The 15,537-nt window shown below is 70.3% G+C and carries 20 protein-coding genes; 1 reads left to right on the top strand and 19 read right to left on the bottom strand.

The features are described from left to right. Positions 1-69: 69 nt before the first annotated feature. The 3 genes from GA0074694_RS02570 to GA0074694_RS02580 form a co-directional block, all read right to left on the bottom strand. Positions 70-1,014, bottom strand: a complete 945-nt coding sequence (locus GA0074694_RS02570; RefSeq protein ID WP_091451851.1) for an aldo/keto reductase — start codon at positions 1,012-1,014, stop codon at positions 70-72. A 120-nt stretch (positions 1,015-1,134) separates the two neighbouring features. Beyond that, a complete protein-coding gene (locus GA0074694_RS02575) occupies positions 1,135-2,814 on the bottom strand; it encodes an ABC-F family ATP-binding cassette domain-containing protein (RefSeq protein ID WP_091451855.1) in 1,680 nt (559 codons plus the stop codon). Between the two features lie 41 nt (positions 2,815-2,855). Beyond that, positions 2,856-3,461: a class I SAM-dependent methyltransferase gene (locus tag GA0074694_RS02580; protein WP_091451858.1), complete on the bottom strand. Its 606-nt coding sequence runs from the start codon at positions 3,459-3,461 to the stop codon at positions 2,856-2,858. A 125-nt stretch (positions 3,462-3,586) separates the two neighbouring features. On the opposite strand from GA0074694_RS02580, the gene GA0074694_RS02585 reads away from it, so the two are divergent. After that, entirely contained in the window at positions 3,587-4,813 is a 1,227-nt protein-coding gene (locus tag GA0074694_RS02585) for a hypothetical protein (RefSeq protein WP_091451861.1), read from the top strand. 158 nt (positions 4,814-4,971) lie between these two features. On the opposite strand, the gene truA is transcribed toward GA0074694_RS02585, so the two are convergent. The 16 genes from truA to rplF form a co-directional block, all read right to left on the bottom strand. Then, positions 4,972-5,802 carry a tRNA pseudouridine(38-40) synthase TruA gene (truA, locus tag GA0074694_RS02590; protein WP_091451865.1) on the bottom strand — a complete coding sequence of 277 codons (831 nt, stop codon included), beginning with the start codon at positions 5,800-5,802 and terminating at the stop codon, positions 4,972-4,974. Between the two features lie 68 nt (positions 5,803-5,870). After that, positions 5,871-6,431 carry a 50S ribosomal protein L17 gene (gene rplQ, locus GA0074694_RS02595; RefSeq protein ID WP_091451870.1) on the bottom strand — a complete coding sequence of 187 codons (561 nt, stop codon included), beginning with the start codon at positions 6,429-6,431 and terminating at the stop codon, positions 5,871-5,873. Between the two features lie 34 nt (positions 6,432-6,465). Further along, the gene (locus GA0074694_RS02600; RefSeq protein WP_076466647.1) at positions 6,466-7,488 is read right to left on the bottom strand and encodes a DNA-directed RNA polymerase subunit alpha; all 1,023 of its coding nucleotides are present in this window, start codon (positions 7,486-7,488) and stop codon (positions 6,466-6,468) included. A 101-nt stretch (positions 7,489-7,589) separates the two neighbouring features. After that, a complete protein-coding gene (gene rpsD, locus GA0074694_RS02605) occupies positions 7,590-8,216 on the bottom strand; it encodes a 30S ribosomal protein S4 (RefSeq protein WP_091451874.1) in 627 nt (208 codons plus the stop codon). Between the two features lie 13 nt (positions 8,217-8,229). Beyond that, a complete protein-coding gene (rpsK, locus tag GA0074694_RS02610) occupies positions 8,230-8,637 on the bottom strand; it encodes a 30S ribosomal protein S11 (RefSeq protein ID WP_030329919.1) in 408 nt (135 codons plus the stop codon). An 18-nt stretch (positions 8,638-8,655) separates the two neighbouring features. Then, positions 8,656-9,036: a 30S ribosomal protein S13 gene (rpsM, locus tag GA0074694_RS02615; RefSeq protein WP_007073012.1), complete on the bottom strand. Its 381-nt coding sequence runs from the start codon at positions 9,034-9,036 to the stop codon at positions 8,656-8,658. A 266-nt stretch (positions 9,037-9,302) separates the two neighbouring features. Further along, on the bottom strand, positions 9,303-9,416 hold the full coding sequence (gene rpmJ / locus GA0074694_RS02620) for a 50S ribosomal protein L36 (RefSeq protein ID WP_043965539.1): 114 nt from the start codon (positions 9,414-9,416) through the stop codon (positions 9,303-9,305). A gap of 97 nt (positions 9,417-9,513) precedes the next feature. After that, positions 9,514-9,735: a translation initiation factor IF-1 gene (gene infA / locus GA0074694_RS02625; protein WP_007073013.1), complete on the bottom strand. Its 222-nt coding sequence runs from the start codon at positions 9,733-9,735 to the stop codon at positions 9,514-9,516. A 289-nt stretch (positions 9,736-10,024) separates the two neighbouring features. Next, a complete protein-coding gene (map, locus tag GA0074694_RS02630; RefSeq protein WP_091451878.1) occupies positions 10,025-10,876 on the bottom strand; it encodes a type I methionyl aminopeptidase in 852 nt (283 codons plus the stop codon). Between the two features lie 137 nt (positions 10,877-11,013). After that, positions 11,014-11,667, bottom strand: a complete 654-nt coding sequence (locus GA0074694_RS02635) for an adenylate kinase (protein ID WP_091451883.1) — start codon at positions 11,665-11,667, stop codon at positions 11,014-11,016. Next, a complete protein-coding gene (gene secY / locus GA0074694_RS02640; RefSeq protein ID WP_091451886.1) occupies positions 11,668-12,996 on the bottom strand; it encodes a preprotein translocase subunit SecY in 1,329 nt (442 codons plus the stop codon). 258 nt (positions 12,997-13,254) lie between these two features. Then, positions 13,255-13,698: a 50S ribosomal protein L15 gene (rplO, locus tag GA0074694_RS02645; RefSeq protein WP_091451890.1), complete on the bottom strand. Its 444-nt coding sequence runs from the start codon at positions 13,696-13,698 to the stop codon at positions 13,255-13,257. Next, on the bottom strand, positions 13,698-13,880 hold the full coding sequence (rpmD, locus tag GA0074694_RS02650) for a 50S ribosomal protein L30 (protein ID WP_088982062.1): 183 nt from the start codon (positions 13,878-13,880) through the stop codon (positions 13,698-13,700). Before rpmD ends, rplO begins: the two co-directional genes overlap by 1 nt. Continuing rightward, on the bottom strand, positions 13,880-14,494 hold the full coding sequence (gene rpsE / locus GA0074694_RS02655; RefSeq protein WP_091451894.1) for a 30S ribosomal protein S5: 615 nt from the start codon (positions 14,492-14,494) through the stop codon (positions 13,880-13,882). Before rpsE ends, rpmD begins: the two co-directional genes overlap by 1 nt. Positions 14,495-14,527: 33 nt before the next feature. Then, positions 14,528-14,917 (bottom strand): 50S ribosomal protein L18, encoded by a 390-nt coding sequence (gene rplR / locus GA0074694_RS02660; protein ID WP_091451900.1) that lies wholly within the window; start codon positions 14,915-14,917, stop codon positions 14,528-14,530. Between the two features lie 67 nt (positions 14,918-14,984). Next, on the bottom strand, positions 14,985-15,527 hold the full coding sequence (gene rplF, locus GA0074694_RS02665; RefSeq protein WP_091451903.1) for a 50S ribosomal protein L6: 543 nt from the start codon (positions 15,525-15,527) through the stop codon (positions 14,985-14,987). Positions 15,528-15,537 lie beyond the last annotated feature (10 nt).

Raw genomic sequence — 15,537 nt, forward strand, 5'->3', positions numbered from 1 at the left:
AAGCCCGGTGGCGCAGAGGCCGGGCTCCCGGCGGCGGACGAATCCGCCAGTGGTCAGAGAGGCCGGTGGTCAGAGAAGCGCGCGCAGGGCGGCCAGGTCGTCGTCGTCCGGTTGCCAGGCACCGGCTGCGGCGTTGGCCCGTACCTGCTCCGGCGTGGTGGCCCCGGCGATCACCGAGGTGACCGCCGGCTGGGCGGCCAATCCACCGATGGCCACCTGGAGCATGGTGAGCCCTCGCTGGTCGGCGTACGACCCGATGGCCTCGATGGTGTCCCAGTCGGCGGTGGCGAACCGCTGCGCGTACCGGCCCGCACCGGCGAGCCGGCTGCCCGCCGGAGGCTGCTCCCCGCGCCGGTACTTGCCGGTGAGCAGGCCGTCGGCGAGCGGGAAGAACGGCAGCAGCCCGAGTCCGAAGCGCTCACACGCCGGCACCACCTCGGTCTCCACCGCGCGTTCCAACAGGCTGTAGTGGTTCTGGGCGCTGACGAACCGGGTCGTGCCGGCGGTCCGGGCGATCCAGTCGGCGTCGGCGATCTGCCAGCCACTGAAGTTGGAGTTGCCCAGGTAACGCACCTTGCCCGCGCGGACCAGATCGTCCAGGGCGGCGAGGGTCTCCTCGATCGGCGTGCCCGGGTCCGGCTCGTGCAGCTGGTAGAGGTCGATATGGTCGGTGCCGAGCCGCCGCAGCGACGCCTCCACCGCCCGGGCGACGTACCGGCGGGCGCCACGCGCGCCGTGGTCCGGGCCGTTCATGCCGTGCATGTCCATGCCGAACTTGGTGGCCACCACCACGTCGTCGCGCCGTCCACGCAGGGCCGCACCGAGCAGTTCCTCGGAGCCACCCTGCGGCTGCCCGTAGATGTCGGCCGTGTCGAAGAAGTTGATGCCGGCGTCCAGAGCGGCCTCCACCACCGCCCGGGTCCCGGCCAGGTCGAGTTTGCGGCCGAAGTTGTTGCAGCCGACACCGACCACGGATACCACGAGCCCCGAGTCGCCCAGTCGGCGGAAGGTCATCTCAGTCACGAGATCAACTCTATGCCGCGGTGGTTGCAGGGGTCCCCTGCTACTCAAAAAGCGGTAACAAGGGGCCCCTGCTACCACCTCAACCTGCTACCACCTCAACCTGCTACCACCTCAGCCGACGTCCCAGACCGGTTCGGGGGTCTCGCGGACCTCGCCGTCGCCCGCGAAGAGGACGAAGCGGTCGAAGGAACGGGTGAACCAGCGATCGTGGGTGACCGCGACCACCGTGCCGGCGAACGCCTTCAGCCCCTCCTCCAGCGCCTCCGCGCTGGCCAGGTCGAGGTTGTCGGTGGGCTCGTCGAGCAGCAGCAGGGTCGCTCCGGACAGCTCCAGCAGCAGCACCAGGAACCGCGCCTGCTGTCCACCGGACAGCGTGCCGAAGCGCTGGTCGCCCTGGCCGGCCAGCTCGTAGCGGCCGAGCGCGGCCATCGCGGTGTGCCGGTCCATGCCGGCCCGGTGCTCGTCGCCCCGCCAAAGGATCTCGACGAGGGTCTTCGCCATCAGCTCCGGTCGGTCGTGGGTCTGGGAGAAGTGCCCCGGCCGGACCCGGGCACCGAGGCGCACCCTCCCGTCGTGGGCGACCGGGGCGAGGGCGGCCGCCCCGTCCACCGGGCCGTTCGCCGGGTCCGGGTCGGTGCCGCCCCGGGCCAGCAGCCGCAGGAAATGCGACTTGCCGGTGCCGTTCGCGCCGAGCACCGCGACCCGGTCGCCGTACCAGATCTCCAGGTCGAAGGGGTAGGTCAGGCCGTCCAGCTCCAGAGACTCGCAGATCACCGCGCGCTTGCCGGTCCGTCCGCCGGTCAGGCGCATCCGGATGTCCTGGTCCTTCGGGGGTACGGGCGGCGGCCCGGCCTCCTCGAACTTGCGCAACCGGGTCTGCGCGGCCTGGTAACGGGAGGCCAGCCCGTCGTTGTACGCGGCCTTCTGCTTGTACATCAGCATCAGCTCGCGCAGCTTCTGGTGTTCCTCGTCCCACCGGCGGCGCTGCTCGTCGAGTCGGGCGTGCCGGGCCACCCGGGCGTCGTACCAGGTCGCGAAGCCGCCCGGATGCACCCAGGCGCTGCCGCCCTCCACCGCGACCACCCGGTCGGCGGTCTGGGCGAGCAGTTCCCGGTCGTGCGAGACGTACAGCACCGACTTGGTGGACTCGCGCAGCCGCGCCTCCAGCCAGCGTTTACCGGGCACGTCGAGGAAGTTGTCCGGCTCGTCGAGCAGGAGCACCTCGTCGGGGCCGCGCAGCAGCAGTTCCAGGGCGAAGCGTTTCTGCTGGCCGCCGGAGAGCGTCCGGACCGGACGGTCCCGGGCGGTCTCCCAGGGCAGGTCGAGCACGATGGTCGCGACGGTGTCGAAGAGCACCTCGGCGTCGTACCCACCGGCCTCGCCCCAGGCGGCCAGCGCGTCCGCGTACGCGAGCTGCGCCTTGCCGGCGGCGGTGCTGTACTTTCCGCGTACCTCGGCGGCCCGCATCGCCGCCTCGGTCTCGACCAGCCGGCGCCCGGCGTCGCGCAGCGCGGGCGGGGCCAGGCCGAGCGCCAGGTCGGCGAGAGTGGAGTCGTCGCCGATCATGCCGATGAACTGCCGCATGACGCCGAGTCCTCCGGAGCGGGCGACGCCGCCCACGGCGACCGGCAGGTCACCGGCGACCATCCGCAGCAGGGTCGTCTTGCCCGCACCGTTCGGTCCGACCAGGGCGACCTTGGCCCCCTCGCCGACCCGGAACGACACGTCGGCGAAGAGCTCCCGACCGTCCGGCAGGGTGTGCGCCACCCCGGCCACGTCCACGTATCCCACCCGGGCATCCTGCCCGAGCGGCGCGGGCCGGGGACATCCATTTACCGGGTGACGCGGAGCACCCGGTAGCCCTTCTGGCTCGCGTGCCGGACGACCTGCCAGCCCTGGTCGGCGAGCCAGCCGTGCAGCGAGTCACCGCCGAGGTGCCGGGCGACCACCAGCCAGGCGACCCCGTCCGGGGTGAGGCGGGGCAGCCAGCGGCGCAGCAGGGTGTGGAGCCCCTCCTTGCCGATCCGGATCGGCGGGTTGGACCAGAGCTGGGTGAAGGTGACCCCGTCGGGCACGTCGTCCGGGTCGGCCACCCGCACCCGGCCGGCAGCCCCGACCCGGACGGCGTTGCCGGCGGTGAGTTCGCGGGCGCGTTCGTTGACGTCGACCGCCCAGACCGTCGCCGCCGGGGCGTGCGTGGCGAGGACGCAGGCGATCGCTCCGAATCCGCAGCCCAGGTCGAGCAGCGCCCCGGCGGTCTCCGGCGCGGGCAGCTCGGCCTTGCGGAGCAGAACGGCGGTGCCCGCGTCGAGGCGGTCGGCGGAGAAGACCCCGCCGGCGGAGTCCAGGGTGTAGTCGCGCCCGGCGACGGAGAACTCGACCTGCCGCGGCTGGGGCAGGCTCGCGGGACGGGAGCTGAAGTAGTGGTCGCCGGTCACGTCCGCATTCTCGCGTACCGGGGTGGCGGCACCGGCACGGCGGTCGGCGGTCCGGCACGGGACATCCGTGGGAGCAATTTCCCGTTTTACCCCCTGAAAGGAGTAATGCCCTTAATCTATGGCACATGGTGTACCGGTACGAGTCCGATGAGGACGCACTGCACGGGCTTCCGCAACCCGGAGCCGACTCGTCGGCGGCCGGCGCGCGACGCGCCCCCGCCGGCCCCTCGCCCTCCCGCTTCCCGACGCCGGACCTGCCCCCGGCCCCCCGGGCAGCCACCGCGCAGGCCCGGGCCGTCGTCCCGGCGCCACCCCCGGCCACGCCGGTACCCGAGGAGAGCGCCCCGGCAGCCGCCACCCCGACCCGGACGCAGCCCGCCGAGCCGGCGGCCGCACCGCAGCCGGACCCCGCGCCCGCCGTGGGGTACCCGACGGACCCCGCGCCCGCCGTGGGGTACCCGACGGACCCCGCGCCCGCCGTGGGGTACCCGACGGACCCCGCGCCCGCCGTGGGGTACCCGACGGACCCCGCGCCCGCCGTGGGGTACCCGACCGCACGCGTGGCCCCGATGGGTGGCCGGCTCTGGCAGATGGTGGTGGGCGGTGCGGCGGTCCTGGTGCTGCTGGCCATCTGCGGCCTCGGCACCGCTGCCGTGCTGCTGGAACGGGAGTCGTCACCCAATCCGCAGAGTCCTCCGTCCGCCCCGCCCGGCGCGGTGCACACCGACGGGCCGGTCCGGACCGACCTGGACTCCCGCGACACCGACCCGCTGCCGCTGACCGCGAGGGAGGTCTTCCCGGGTCGCCAGCTGGTCCTCGCCGACGGGCAACCGGCGTACCAGGTTCTCAAGACCCACTCCAGCGCGAGCTGCGCGGTGGCGGCCACCGACGACATCGCCGACCTACTGGTCCGGCTCGGCTGCAACCAGGTCGTCCGGGGCACGGTACGAGCACCGGACGGCGGGCACCTGGCCACCGCCGGCTTGCTCAACCTCACCGACCTGGCCAGCGCCGAGCGGGCCCGGGAGCGGATCCGGCAGATCCTCCAGCACCAGCAGGGCCGGTTCCTGGCCCTGGAGGCCGGCGACGAGACCAAGGCGCTGACCACCGCGGCGGCCCGGGTGGCCTGGCAGGTACGCGGCCACTACATCGCCTACTGCCTCGTGGTCCGGGCCGACGGCCAGCCGATCGACACGAACGACCCGAAGGCGAAGCAGGTGCTCAACGAGATGGTCCAGCTCCACCTCGACCGGACGGTGCTGGAGCGCCGGACCGACGGCGACCTCGTCCAGCCGGACCCGAACTCGACCGGGACCCTCCGGACGGACCCGTCCGGCTCCGACGACGACTGAGCCGGCCCCGGAGACGCCCGGCCCGGTCGAGGTCGCCGCGGCCGGGCGTCGGGCGTCGGGCGTCGGGCGTCGGGCGTCGGGCGTCGGGCGTCGGGCGTCGGGCGTCGGGCGTCGGGCGTCGGGCCAGCCTGCCGGATCGAACGGCACGTGGACCTCGGTCAGGACGTGCTCGGCACCCGCAGGCGACGGGTGAGATCCGCGCGGCGGGCGTACTCTGTCGGGTCGACGGGGTAGCCGACCGCGACCAGGGTCAGCCCGTGCGCGGGCGCCACGGTCACCTCGCTCGACCGTTCCCGCCGGGTGAGCAGGCTCGCCGGCCAGTCGACCGGTCGTCGGCCGTCTCCGGCGACCAGCATCGCCCCGACCAGGCTGCGCACCATCGCCTGGCAGAACGCGTCCGCCTGCACGGTGGCGACCAGCAGCCCGTCCGGCTCCCGCCGCCAGTCCAGCCGGGTCACCTCGCGCAGCGTGGTGGCGTTCTCCTTGCGCTTGCAGTACGCGGCGAAGTCGTGCTCCCCCACCAGCCCGGCCGCGGCGGCGTTCAACGCGGCCGGGTCCAGCGGGCGCGGCCAGGCCAGCACCTCGTGCCGGCGCAGCGGCTCCGCACCCCACGGGGCGTCGGTCACCCGGTACTCGTAGCGGCGGAAGGTGGCCGAGAACCGGGCGTCGAAGTCGGCCGGCACCTCGGTCAGCGCCCGGACCCGCACGTCCGGCGGGAGCAGCCGGGCCAGCCGGCGCAGCAGCGCACCCTGGTGCGCCCGCCAGACATCGCCGGGCAGGTCGAGGTGACAGACCTGCCCGGAGGCGTGCACCCCGGCGTCGGTCCGACCGGCCACGGTCAGTCCGGTCGCGGTGCCCGCGCCGAGGACCAGGTCCAGGGTCGCGGCGAGCACCCCGGCCACCGTCCGCCGCTCCGGCTGTGCGGCCCACCCGGAAAAACCGGTGCCGTCGTACGCGACGTCCAGCCGGAGCCGGATCCGCTCCTCCACTCGTACCTCCGCGTCATGCATCGGGCCCGGCACCCCGAAGGGTGCCGGGCCCGATGGTGGCCTCATGCTCAGGCCTTGTCGTTCTCGCCGGCCTCGTCGCTGTCCTCACGGGCGGCTGCGGTGTCCCCGGAAGCCGACACCGGCGGCTCGGCGTCCTGGTCGGCGTCCTTGCCCTGCGGGGCCTCCTCGGCCGGGGCGAGCGCCTCGACCTTGTCCTGCTGCGCGGCCTTGCGGGCGGCGGTCTTCCGGTTCGCCTTGGCCTCGGCGACCTGAAGCTCCTCGACCAGCTCGATGATCGCCATCGGCGCGGCGTCACCCTTGCGCGGACCGGTCTTCACGATCCGGGTGTAGCCACCGTTCCGGTTGGCGTACCGGGGCGCGATCTGGTCGAACAGGGCGTAGACCACGTCCTTGTCCTTGACGACACCCAGCACCCGCCGCCGCGAGGCCAGGTCACCGCGCTTGGCCTTGGTGATGAGCTGCTCGGCCAGCGGGCGCAGCCGCCGGGCCTTCGTCTCGGTGGTCTGGATCTTGCCGTGCTGGAACAGCGCGGTGGCCAGGTTGGCCAGCATCAGCCGCTCGTGCGCGGGGCTGCCGCCGAGGCGGGGGCCCTTGGTGGGCGTGGGCATGGTTGGTGCTCCTCGTTTAGATGCTCAGCCGCGGTTACAGCTGCTCGGTCTCGCGGTAGTCGTCGGTGTCGTAGTCAGCCTCGCCGAAGGTGTCCACGACGTGCGCCGGGTCGAAGTTGGGCGCGGAGTCCTTCAGGCCCAGCCCCATCCCGGCGAGCTTCATCTTGACCTCGTCGATCGACTTCTGACCGAAATTGCGGATGTCGAGAAGGTCGGCCTCGGTGCGCCCGATCAGCTCACCAACGGTGTTGATGCCCTCGCGCTTGAGGCAGTTGTAGGAGCGGACGGTGAGGTCCAGCTCCTCGATCGGCAGGGCCAGGTCCGCCGCGAGCTGGGCGTCCTGCGGGGACGGCCCGATGTCGATGCCCTCGGCGGTCTCGTCCAGCTCCCGAGCCAGGCCGAAGAGCTCCACCAGCGTCGAACCGGCGGAGGCCAGCGCGGTACGCGGCCCCATCGACGGCTTGGTCTCGACGTCGATGATCAGCCGGTCGAAGTCGGTCCGCTGCTCGACCCGGGTCGCCTCGACGCGGTAGGTGACCTTCAGGACCGGCGAGTAGATCGAGTCGACCGGGATCCGGCCGATCTCCGCGCCGGCCTGCTTGTTCTGCGCCGCGGTGACGTAGCCGCGACCCCGCTCGACGGTCAGCTCCATGTCGAGCCGGCCCTTGCCGTTGAGGGTGGCGAGCTTCAGGTCCGGGTTGTGCACCGAGACGCCGGCCGGGGGCTGGATGTCACCCGCGGTCACGTCGCCCGGACCCTGCTTGCGCAGGTACATGCTGACCGGCTCGTCGTGCTCGGAGCTGACGCAGAGCTCCTTGATGTTCATGACGAGCTCGACCACGTCCTCCTTGACACCGGGGATCGTGGTGAACTCGTGCAGCACGCCGTCGATCTTGATCGAGGTCACCGCCGCACCCGGGATGGACGACAGCAGCGTACGCCGCAGCGAGTTGCCCAGGGTGTAACCGAAGCCGGGCTCCAGCGGCTCGATGGTGAACCGGGACCGGGTCTCGTTGATCGACTCTTCGGAGAGGGTCGGTCGCTGGCTGATGAGCATGTCTTCTCTTCTCTTCCGGGACGCCCGCTATATGACGCCCACGACAAACTGTTCCGGTGGTCCGCCCCGGTGAGGGGCGGACCACCGGAGGCGAGCTCCGACTACTTCGAGTAGAGCTCGACGATCAGCTGCTCCTGGACCTGCGTGTCGATGACCTGCCGGGCCGGGAGCGAGTGCACCAGGATCTTCATCTGGCTGGGGATGGCCTCGAGCCAGGCCGGCACCGTCTTCGAGCCGGCCTCGGCCTGCGCCACGATGAACGGGGTGAGCTCCTTGCTCTTGCCCCGAACCTCGATGATGTCGTGCTCCTTCACGCGGAACGACGGGATGTCGACCTTCTTGCCGTTCACCGTGAAGTGGCCGTGCTTGACCAGCTGACGGGCCATGTCCCGGGACTTGGCGTAGCCGGCCCGGTAGACCACGTTGTCCAGCCGCGACTCGAGGATCTGCAGGAGGACCTCACCGGTCTTGGCCTGCTTGGCCACGGCCTCCTCGTAGTAACCGCGGAACTGCTTCTCCAGCACGCCGTAGACGCGGCGGGCCTTCTGCTTCTCACGGAGCTGGAGCAGGTACTCCGTCTCCTTGGTGCGACCCCGGCCGTGCTGTCCGGGCGGGAACGGCCGGGACTCGAACGGGCACTTCGGGCCATCGCACTTGCTGCCCTTGAGGAACAGCTTCATCTTCTCCCGCCGGCAACGGCGGCAGTCAGCACCGGTGTAACGAGCCATCTCTCTCTACCTCTCAGACCCGGCGACGCTTCGGCGGACGGCATCCGTTGTGCGGCTGCGGGGTGACGTCGGCGATCTGGCCGACCTCCAGCCCGACGGCCTGCAGCGAACGGATCGCGGTCTCCCGGCCGGAGCCGGGGCCCTTCACGAATACGTCGACCTTGCGCATGCCGTGCTCCATCGCCCGGCGCGCGGCGGCCTCGGCGGCCAGCTGCGCGGCGAACGGGGTCGACTTGCGCGAGCCCTTGAAGCCGACCTGACCGGCGGAGGCCCAGGAGATGACCGCACCGGTCGGGTCCGTGATGGACACGATCGTGTTGTTGAAGGTGCTCTTGATGTGCGCCTGCCCGTGGGCGACGTTCTTGCGTTCCTTGCGCCGGACCTTCTTGACGGCGGCTCCGGCACGAGCCTTCGGTGGCATAAGTCTGTGCGCTCCTAGTTACTTCTTGCCGGGCTTCTTCTTGCCGGCGACGGTCCGCTTCGGGCCCTTCCGGGTCCGCGCGTTGGTCCTGGTCCGCTGCCCGCGCACGGGCAGACCCCGGCGGTGCCGGATGCCGGCGTAGCAGCCGATCTCGACCTTGCGGCGGATGTCAGCGGCGACCTCGCGGCGCAGGTCGCCTTCTACCTTGTAGTTCGCCTCGATGTGGTCGCGGAGCTGGACCAGCTCCTCGTCCGTGAGGTCCCGAGCGCGCTTGTCCGGCGAGATGCCGGTGGCGGCGAGCGTCTCCAGGGCGCGGGTGCGGCCCACGCCGAAGATGTAGGTGAGCGCGATCTCCATCCGCTTTTCGCGGGGGAGGTCGACGCCGACTAGACGTGCCATGTGCGGGCGTACTCCCTTGTGGTGTTCTGGCGGAGGTCTGAGCCCGCCCCACCCCGTTCCGACCACGTCACCGACCGGACGCGTCGTGACGCGTCGCGACCGGGGGCGGTCGTTGCCCGAACGGGCCCCGGCCTCCGACCGGGGGTCAGCCACGTGGGAGTACGCGATGCGTACCGCTCGCGGCTGGGACGAGCTGATGATGTGGTGTCGGGATCCGCGGCCCGAACCAGATGGACCGACCGTCTCCACGGTCGGTCAGCCCTGGTTCAGCCCTGGCGCTGCTTGTGACGCGGGTCGGAGCAGATGACCATGACCCGGCCGTGCCGGCGGATGACCCGGCACTTGTTGCAGATCCTCTTGACGCTCGGCTTGACCTTCACGGTTGCCTTACTTCCCATCTGGCCCGGAGACGCGACGAAGCGCGACGCCGGACGTCGAAGACGGACACGGGGACTACCCGGCCGTCGTCAGGCGTGGTTACTTGTAGCGGTAGACGATGCGCCCGCGGGTCAGGTCGTACGGCGAGAGTTCGACGACGACCCGGTCCTCCGGCAGGATGCGGATGTAGTGCTGCCGCATCTTGCCGCTGATGTGAGCCAGCACCTTGTGACCGTTCGCGAGCTCCACCCGGAACATGGCGTTCGGCAGGGGCTCGATGACTCGACCCTCGATCTCGATGGCTCCGTCTTTTTTCGGCATGTCCTCCGCTGTCCTGACGTCGGTTACTCCGGACGGCCCACAACGTCTTACACGAACGCCTGATGGTCATCAGGGTGTTCGAGCCAGCCGCGGCTCCGACCGCCACCGAAGCGCAGGGTGGGCATGCCGGAGTGGACGCTGTGCGCCGATCTGAAAGTGTACGCGGGCTGACCGGTGCACGCCAAACCGGCCACCCCGGTCACTCGAAATTGGGACGAAAAGCCCGGACTGGGCCGACCTTTCGACACCGCTGACGACCCCGCCCCCGGTCGGGCGGGACCGGCGGAGATCAGACTGCGGGCGAGTCGGCGGGCTGGCGGGAGGTCACCAGGTCGCCCAGGCGGGCCCGGCCGCCGTCCGGGGCGGTGAGCACCCAGACACCGTCCTCCAACAGCGCCATGGAGTGCTCGACGTGCGCGGCGACCGACCTGTCCCGGGTCACCACCGTCCAGCCGTCGGCGAGTTCGACGGTACGCGGCGAACCCATGGTGATCATGGGTTCGATGGCGAGCGCGATCCCCGGCACCAGGCGCGGTCCGCGCCCCGGGCGGCCGTGGTTGAGCACATGCGGGTCCTGGTGCATCTCGGTGCCGATGCCGTGCCCGCCGTACCCGTCGACGATGCCGTACCGGCCGCCCCGACGGACCGCGGTCTCCACCGCGTGGGAGATGTCGGTGAGCCGGCCCTTGCCGCTCGCCGCACCCCGGGCCGCGGCGGCGATCCCGGCCCACATGGCGTCCTCCGCGACCTCGGCCATCCGCAGCAGGGCGGGGTCGGCCGCACCGACCCCGACCGTGATCGCTGCGTCCCCGTGCCAGCCGTCCAGGACGGCCCCGCAGTCGATCGAGATCAGGTCGCCCTCCCGCAGGACCTGGTCGGGCGAGGGGATGGCGTGCACGACCTGCTCGTTGACCGAGGAGCAGATCGAGGCGGGGAATCCGTGGTAGCCCTTGAACGAGGGAACCGCGCCCGCGCCCCGGATCACCGACTCGGCGATCGCGTCGAGGTCGGCGGTGCTGACCCCCGGGGCCACCGCCTCACGCATCCGCTGGAGGGCGGCGGCCACCACCAGGCCGGCGGCCCGCATCTTCTCGATCTGCTCGGGGGTCTTCAGCTGGATGTCCAGCTGGGGACGGCGCATGACGCGGTTACCTTTCGTCAACGGGGAGGCGGGGGCACGACGGACGCGCTCGCACTCCCCGCACTCTAGCCGCCGCGCGACGCATGGCCCCAGCCGCCGTAGGACCGCAGGGCCCCCAGCCGTGGGAGCGCGGGACGTCAGCCGCCGTAGGAGCGCAGAGCGTCGATCGCCCGGACGGTGACGTCCTCGACCGGTCCGGTCGCGTCGATCCCGACCAGCTTGCCCTGGGCGCCGTAGTAGTCGACCAGGGGTGCGGTCTTCTCGGCGTACTCACGCAGGCGCGCGGCGATGGTCTCCGGCTTGTCGTCGTCGCGCTGGAACAGCTCCGCGCCGCAACGGTCGCAGATGTCGTCCCGGGTGGTCGCGTCGAACTCGACGTGCCAGATCTTGCCGCAGCCCCGGCAGGTACGCCGGCCGGAGAGCCGCCGGATCACCTCGTCGTCGTCCACGACCAGCTCCAGCACCAGTTCGAGCGCGGTCCCGAGGTCGGCGAGGAGCTTGTCCAGGGCGGCTGCCTGCGGCGTCGTCCGCGGGAAGCCGTCGAGCAGGAAACCCTCGGCGGCGTCCGGCTCGGCGAGCCGGTCCCGGACCATGTTGATGGTCACCTCGTCCGGGACCAGCTTGCCGGCGTCCATGTAGCGCTTGGCCTCGACCCCGAGCGGGGTGCCCTGCGAGACGTTCGCCCGGAAGATGTCCCCGGTCGAGATCTTCGGAACCGACAGGTGCGCGGCGATGAACTCCGCCTGTGTGCCCTTGCCCGCACCCGGCGGGCCAACCAGAACGAGTCTCATCTACCGCAGGAACCCTTCGTAGTTCCGCTGCATGAGTTGGCTCTCGATCTGTTTCACGGTCTCCAGACCCACGCCGACCATGATCAGCACGGCAGTGCCGCCGAATGGGAAGTTCACGTATGCCTGGCTGTCCAGCCAGATGAAGAAGAAGTTCGGCAGGACCGAGATGGCCGCGAGGTAGAGCGCACCCGGCAGGGTGATCCGGCTGAGGATGAAGTCGAGGTACTCGGCGGTCGGCTTACCGGGACGGATGCCCGGGACGAAGCCGCCGTACTTCTTCATGTTGTCCGCGACCTCGGTCGGGTTGAACGTGATCGAGACGTAGAAGTACGTGAAGAAGATGATCAGCAGGAAGTAGACCGTGATGTAGATCGGGCTGGTCGGGTCGGCCAGGTTGTTCTGGATCCACGCCTGGGTCTTGCCCGGGTCGGTCTGGTCGAAGAACTGGAGCGCCAACTGCGGCAGGTAGAGCAGCGACGAACCGAAGATGACCGGGATGACACCCGCCTGGTTGACCTTCAGCGGGATGTAGGTGGAGGTGCCGCCGTACATCCGCCGGCCGATCATGCGCTTGGCGTACTGCACCGGGATCCGGCGCTGCGCCTGCTCGATGAAGACGACCGCGGTGATGACCAGCAGGACCAGCGCGATGACGAGAGCGAACCAGCCCCAGCCCTTGCTGATCTTGATCTGCCAACCCTCGCTGGGGAGGCGGGCGGCGATCGAGGTGAAGATCAGGACGGACATGCCGTTGCCGACGCCCCGGTCCGTGATCAGCTCACCGAGCCACATCACCATGCCGGTACCGGCGGTCATGGTCATGACCAGGATGGTCAGGGTCAGCCAGTCCGGGATGCCGGTGCCCTCGGGGATGATCGGGAACTGGTCGCACTGGTTGTTGAAGAGCTGACCGGAGCGGGCCAGCGCGACGAAGGCCGACGCCTGGAGGACACCCAGCCCGAGGGTCAGGTACCGGGTGTACTGGGTGATCTTCGCCTGGCCGGCCTGGCCCTCCTTGCGGAGCTGCTCCAGGCGCGGGATAACCACCGTCAGCAGCTGCAGGATGATCGACGCGGTGATGTAGGGCATGATGCCCAGCGCGAAGACCGAGAGCGACAGCAGCGCGCCGCCGGAGAAGAGGTTGAGCAGGTTGAAGACCCCGTTCGACCCCCCTTCCAGGCTGTCGATGCACTTCTGCACGTTCGCGTACGAGACGCCAGGGCTGGGCAGCGTCGCACCGAGCCGGTAGACCGCGATGATGCCGACTGTGAACAGCAGCTTCTTGCGCAGGTCAGGCGTACGGAACGCACTGAGAAAGGCGGACAGCAACTTCTTCCTCCTGCGCGAGGCGGGCCGCCGGTGGAACCCTGGCGGGGACGGGGCGGGGTGCGGTCGGGCGAGCGCCCGATATCCATAGCTGGGAACGGACTCTAACAGCCCGACCGCTGTCCGGGCAGGCTTGCCCGGGAACATATACCGGTAACGATGTGATTCGGAACACTGACACGCAGTAGAACACTGACAGGCAGTAGACCGTGGCGCCCGCCAGTTGTCGACAACTGAACGAGCGCCACGGTCCTGGGTGCCTTACAGCTCGGTGACCGAACCACCGGCGGCGGTGATCTTCTCCTTGGCCGACGCGCTGAACGCGTGTGCCGACACCTGGAGCGCCACCCCACCGAGATCCCCGCTGCCGAGAACCTTCACCGGGTGGCCCTTGCGGACCGCCCCGGCCTCGACCAGCTCGTCGGGGCCGATCTGGCCGCCGTCGGGGAAGAGTTCGGCGAGCCGGTCCAGGTTGACCACCTGGAAGACCACCTTGAACTTGTTCTTGAAGCCCTTCATCTTCGGCAGGCGCATGTGGATGGGCATCTGCCCACCCTCGAACGCCGGCGAGATGTTCTTACGGGCCTTCGAGCCCTTCGTACCGCGACCGGCGGTCTTGCCCTTGGAGCCCTCACCACGACCCACCCGGGTCTTGGCAGTCTTGGCACCGGGCGCCGGGCGCAGGTGGTGGACCTTGATCGTCATTACTCGACCTCCTCGACCTTCACGAGGTGGTTGACCGCGAAGATCATGCCCCGAATCTCGGGCCGGTCCTCCTTGACCACCACGTCGTTGATCCGCTTGAGACCGAGCGAACGCAGCGACTCACGCTGGTTGTGCTTGGTCCCGATCCCGGACCGGACCTGGGTGACCTTCAGGCGTGCCATCAGGACGCCACCCCCGCCCGCGCGGCCAGCATCGCGGCCGGCGCGACATCCTCGACCGGCAGGCCACGACGGGCTGCGACCTGCTCCGGGGACTCCAGCCCCTTCAGGGCCGCCACCGTGGCGTGCACGATGTTGATCGGGTTCGACGAGCCGAGGCTCTTGGAGAGCACGTCGTGGATACCTGCGCACTCCAGCACGGCACGCACCGGGCCACCGGCGATGACGCCCGTACCGGCGGAGGCCGGCTTGAGCAGCACCACACCGGCGGCGTCCTCGCCCAGCACCGGGTGCGGGATCGAGGCGCCGATCCGCGGCACCTTGAAGAAGTGCTTCTTGGCCACCTCGACGCCCTTGGCGATCGCCGCGGGCACCTCCTTGGCCTTTCCGTAGCCCACGCCGACGGTGCCGTCGCCGTCGCCCACGATCACCAGGGCGGTGAAGCTGAAGCGACGACCACCCTTCACGACCTTGGCGACGCGGTTGATCGCGACGACCCGCTCGAGGTGCGGGGTCTTCTCGACGGGCGCGTTTCCGCGGCCGCCCTCACGGCGGTTGTCGCGGCGACCACCCTCGTTGCCACCGGACCCGCCGCCACGGCGCTGTTGACCTGGCATCAGCAGCCTTCCTTCTCTCTCGTGACGGGGTTGTTAGAACTCGAGTCCGGCTTCGCGAGCGGCGTCGGCCAGCGCGGCGACCCGCCCCGCGTACCGGTTGCCACCACGGTCGAAGACGACCTTCGAGACGCCGGCGGCCTTGGCCCGCTCGGCGAGCAGGGCGCCGACCTTGCCGGCCAAGGCGCTCTTGTCGCCCTCGGTGCCACGCAGCGAGGCATCCAGGGTCGAGGCCGACGCCAGGGTGTGACCCTTGGTGTCGTCGACGATCTGGGCCACGATGTGACGCAGCGACCGGGTGACGACCAGGCGGGGACGCTCGGCGGTGCCGTTGACGTTCTTGCGCACCCGGAAGTGCCGACGCGCACGCCCGACGGCACGCTTGGCGGCGACGCCGCGGCGGCGCTTGAGCAGCGTGGCGCTCACTTCTTACCTGCCTTTCGGATGGCCTTACGGCCGGCGGATGACCTCGCCCTGGTGCTAGCGATGGCGGTCACTTCTTGCCCGCCTTTCCAGCCTTACGGCGGATGACCTCGCCCTGGTACTTCACACCCTTGCCCTTGTAGGGCTCCGGCGGGCGGATCTTCCGGATGTTGGCGGCGACCTCACCGACGAGCTGCTTGTCGATGCCGGCCACGTGGAACAGCGTCGGCTTCTCGACGGTGAAGGTGATGCCGTCCGGGGCGGGGACCAGAACCGGGTGTGAGAACCCGAGCGCGAACTCGAGGTCCTTGCCCTTGGCGGTCACCCGGTAACCGGTGCCGGCGATCTCCAGGCTCTTGCGGTAGCCCTCGGTGACCCCGATGATCATGTTCGCCACCAGGGTACGGCTCAGGCCGTGCAGCTCCTTGGCCTTCCGCTCATCGTTCGGGCGGTTGACCTGCAGCTCGCCGTTCTCCGCCTTCTCCACCGTGATCGGCTCGGAGACGGTGTGCGACAGCTCGCCCTTGGGGCCCTTGACCTTGACGGTCTGGCCGTCGATCGTGACATCGACGCCGGCTGGCACCGAGATCGACTTACGTCCAATACGCGACATTTCTACCTGT

This window comes from Micromonospora inyonensis (genome assembly GCF_900091415.1).
Classification (GTDB): Bacteria; Actinomycetota; Actinomycetes; order Mycobacteriales; family Micromonosporaceae; genus Micromonospora; species Micromonospora inyonensis.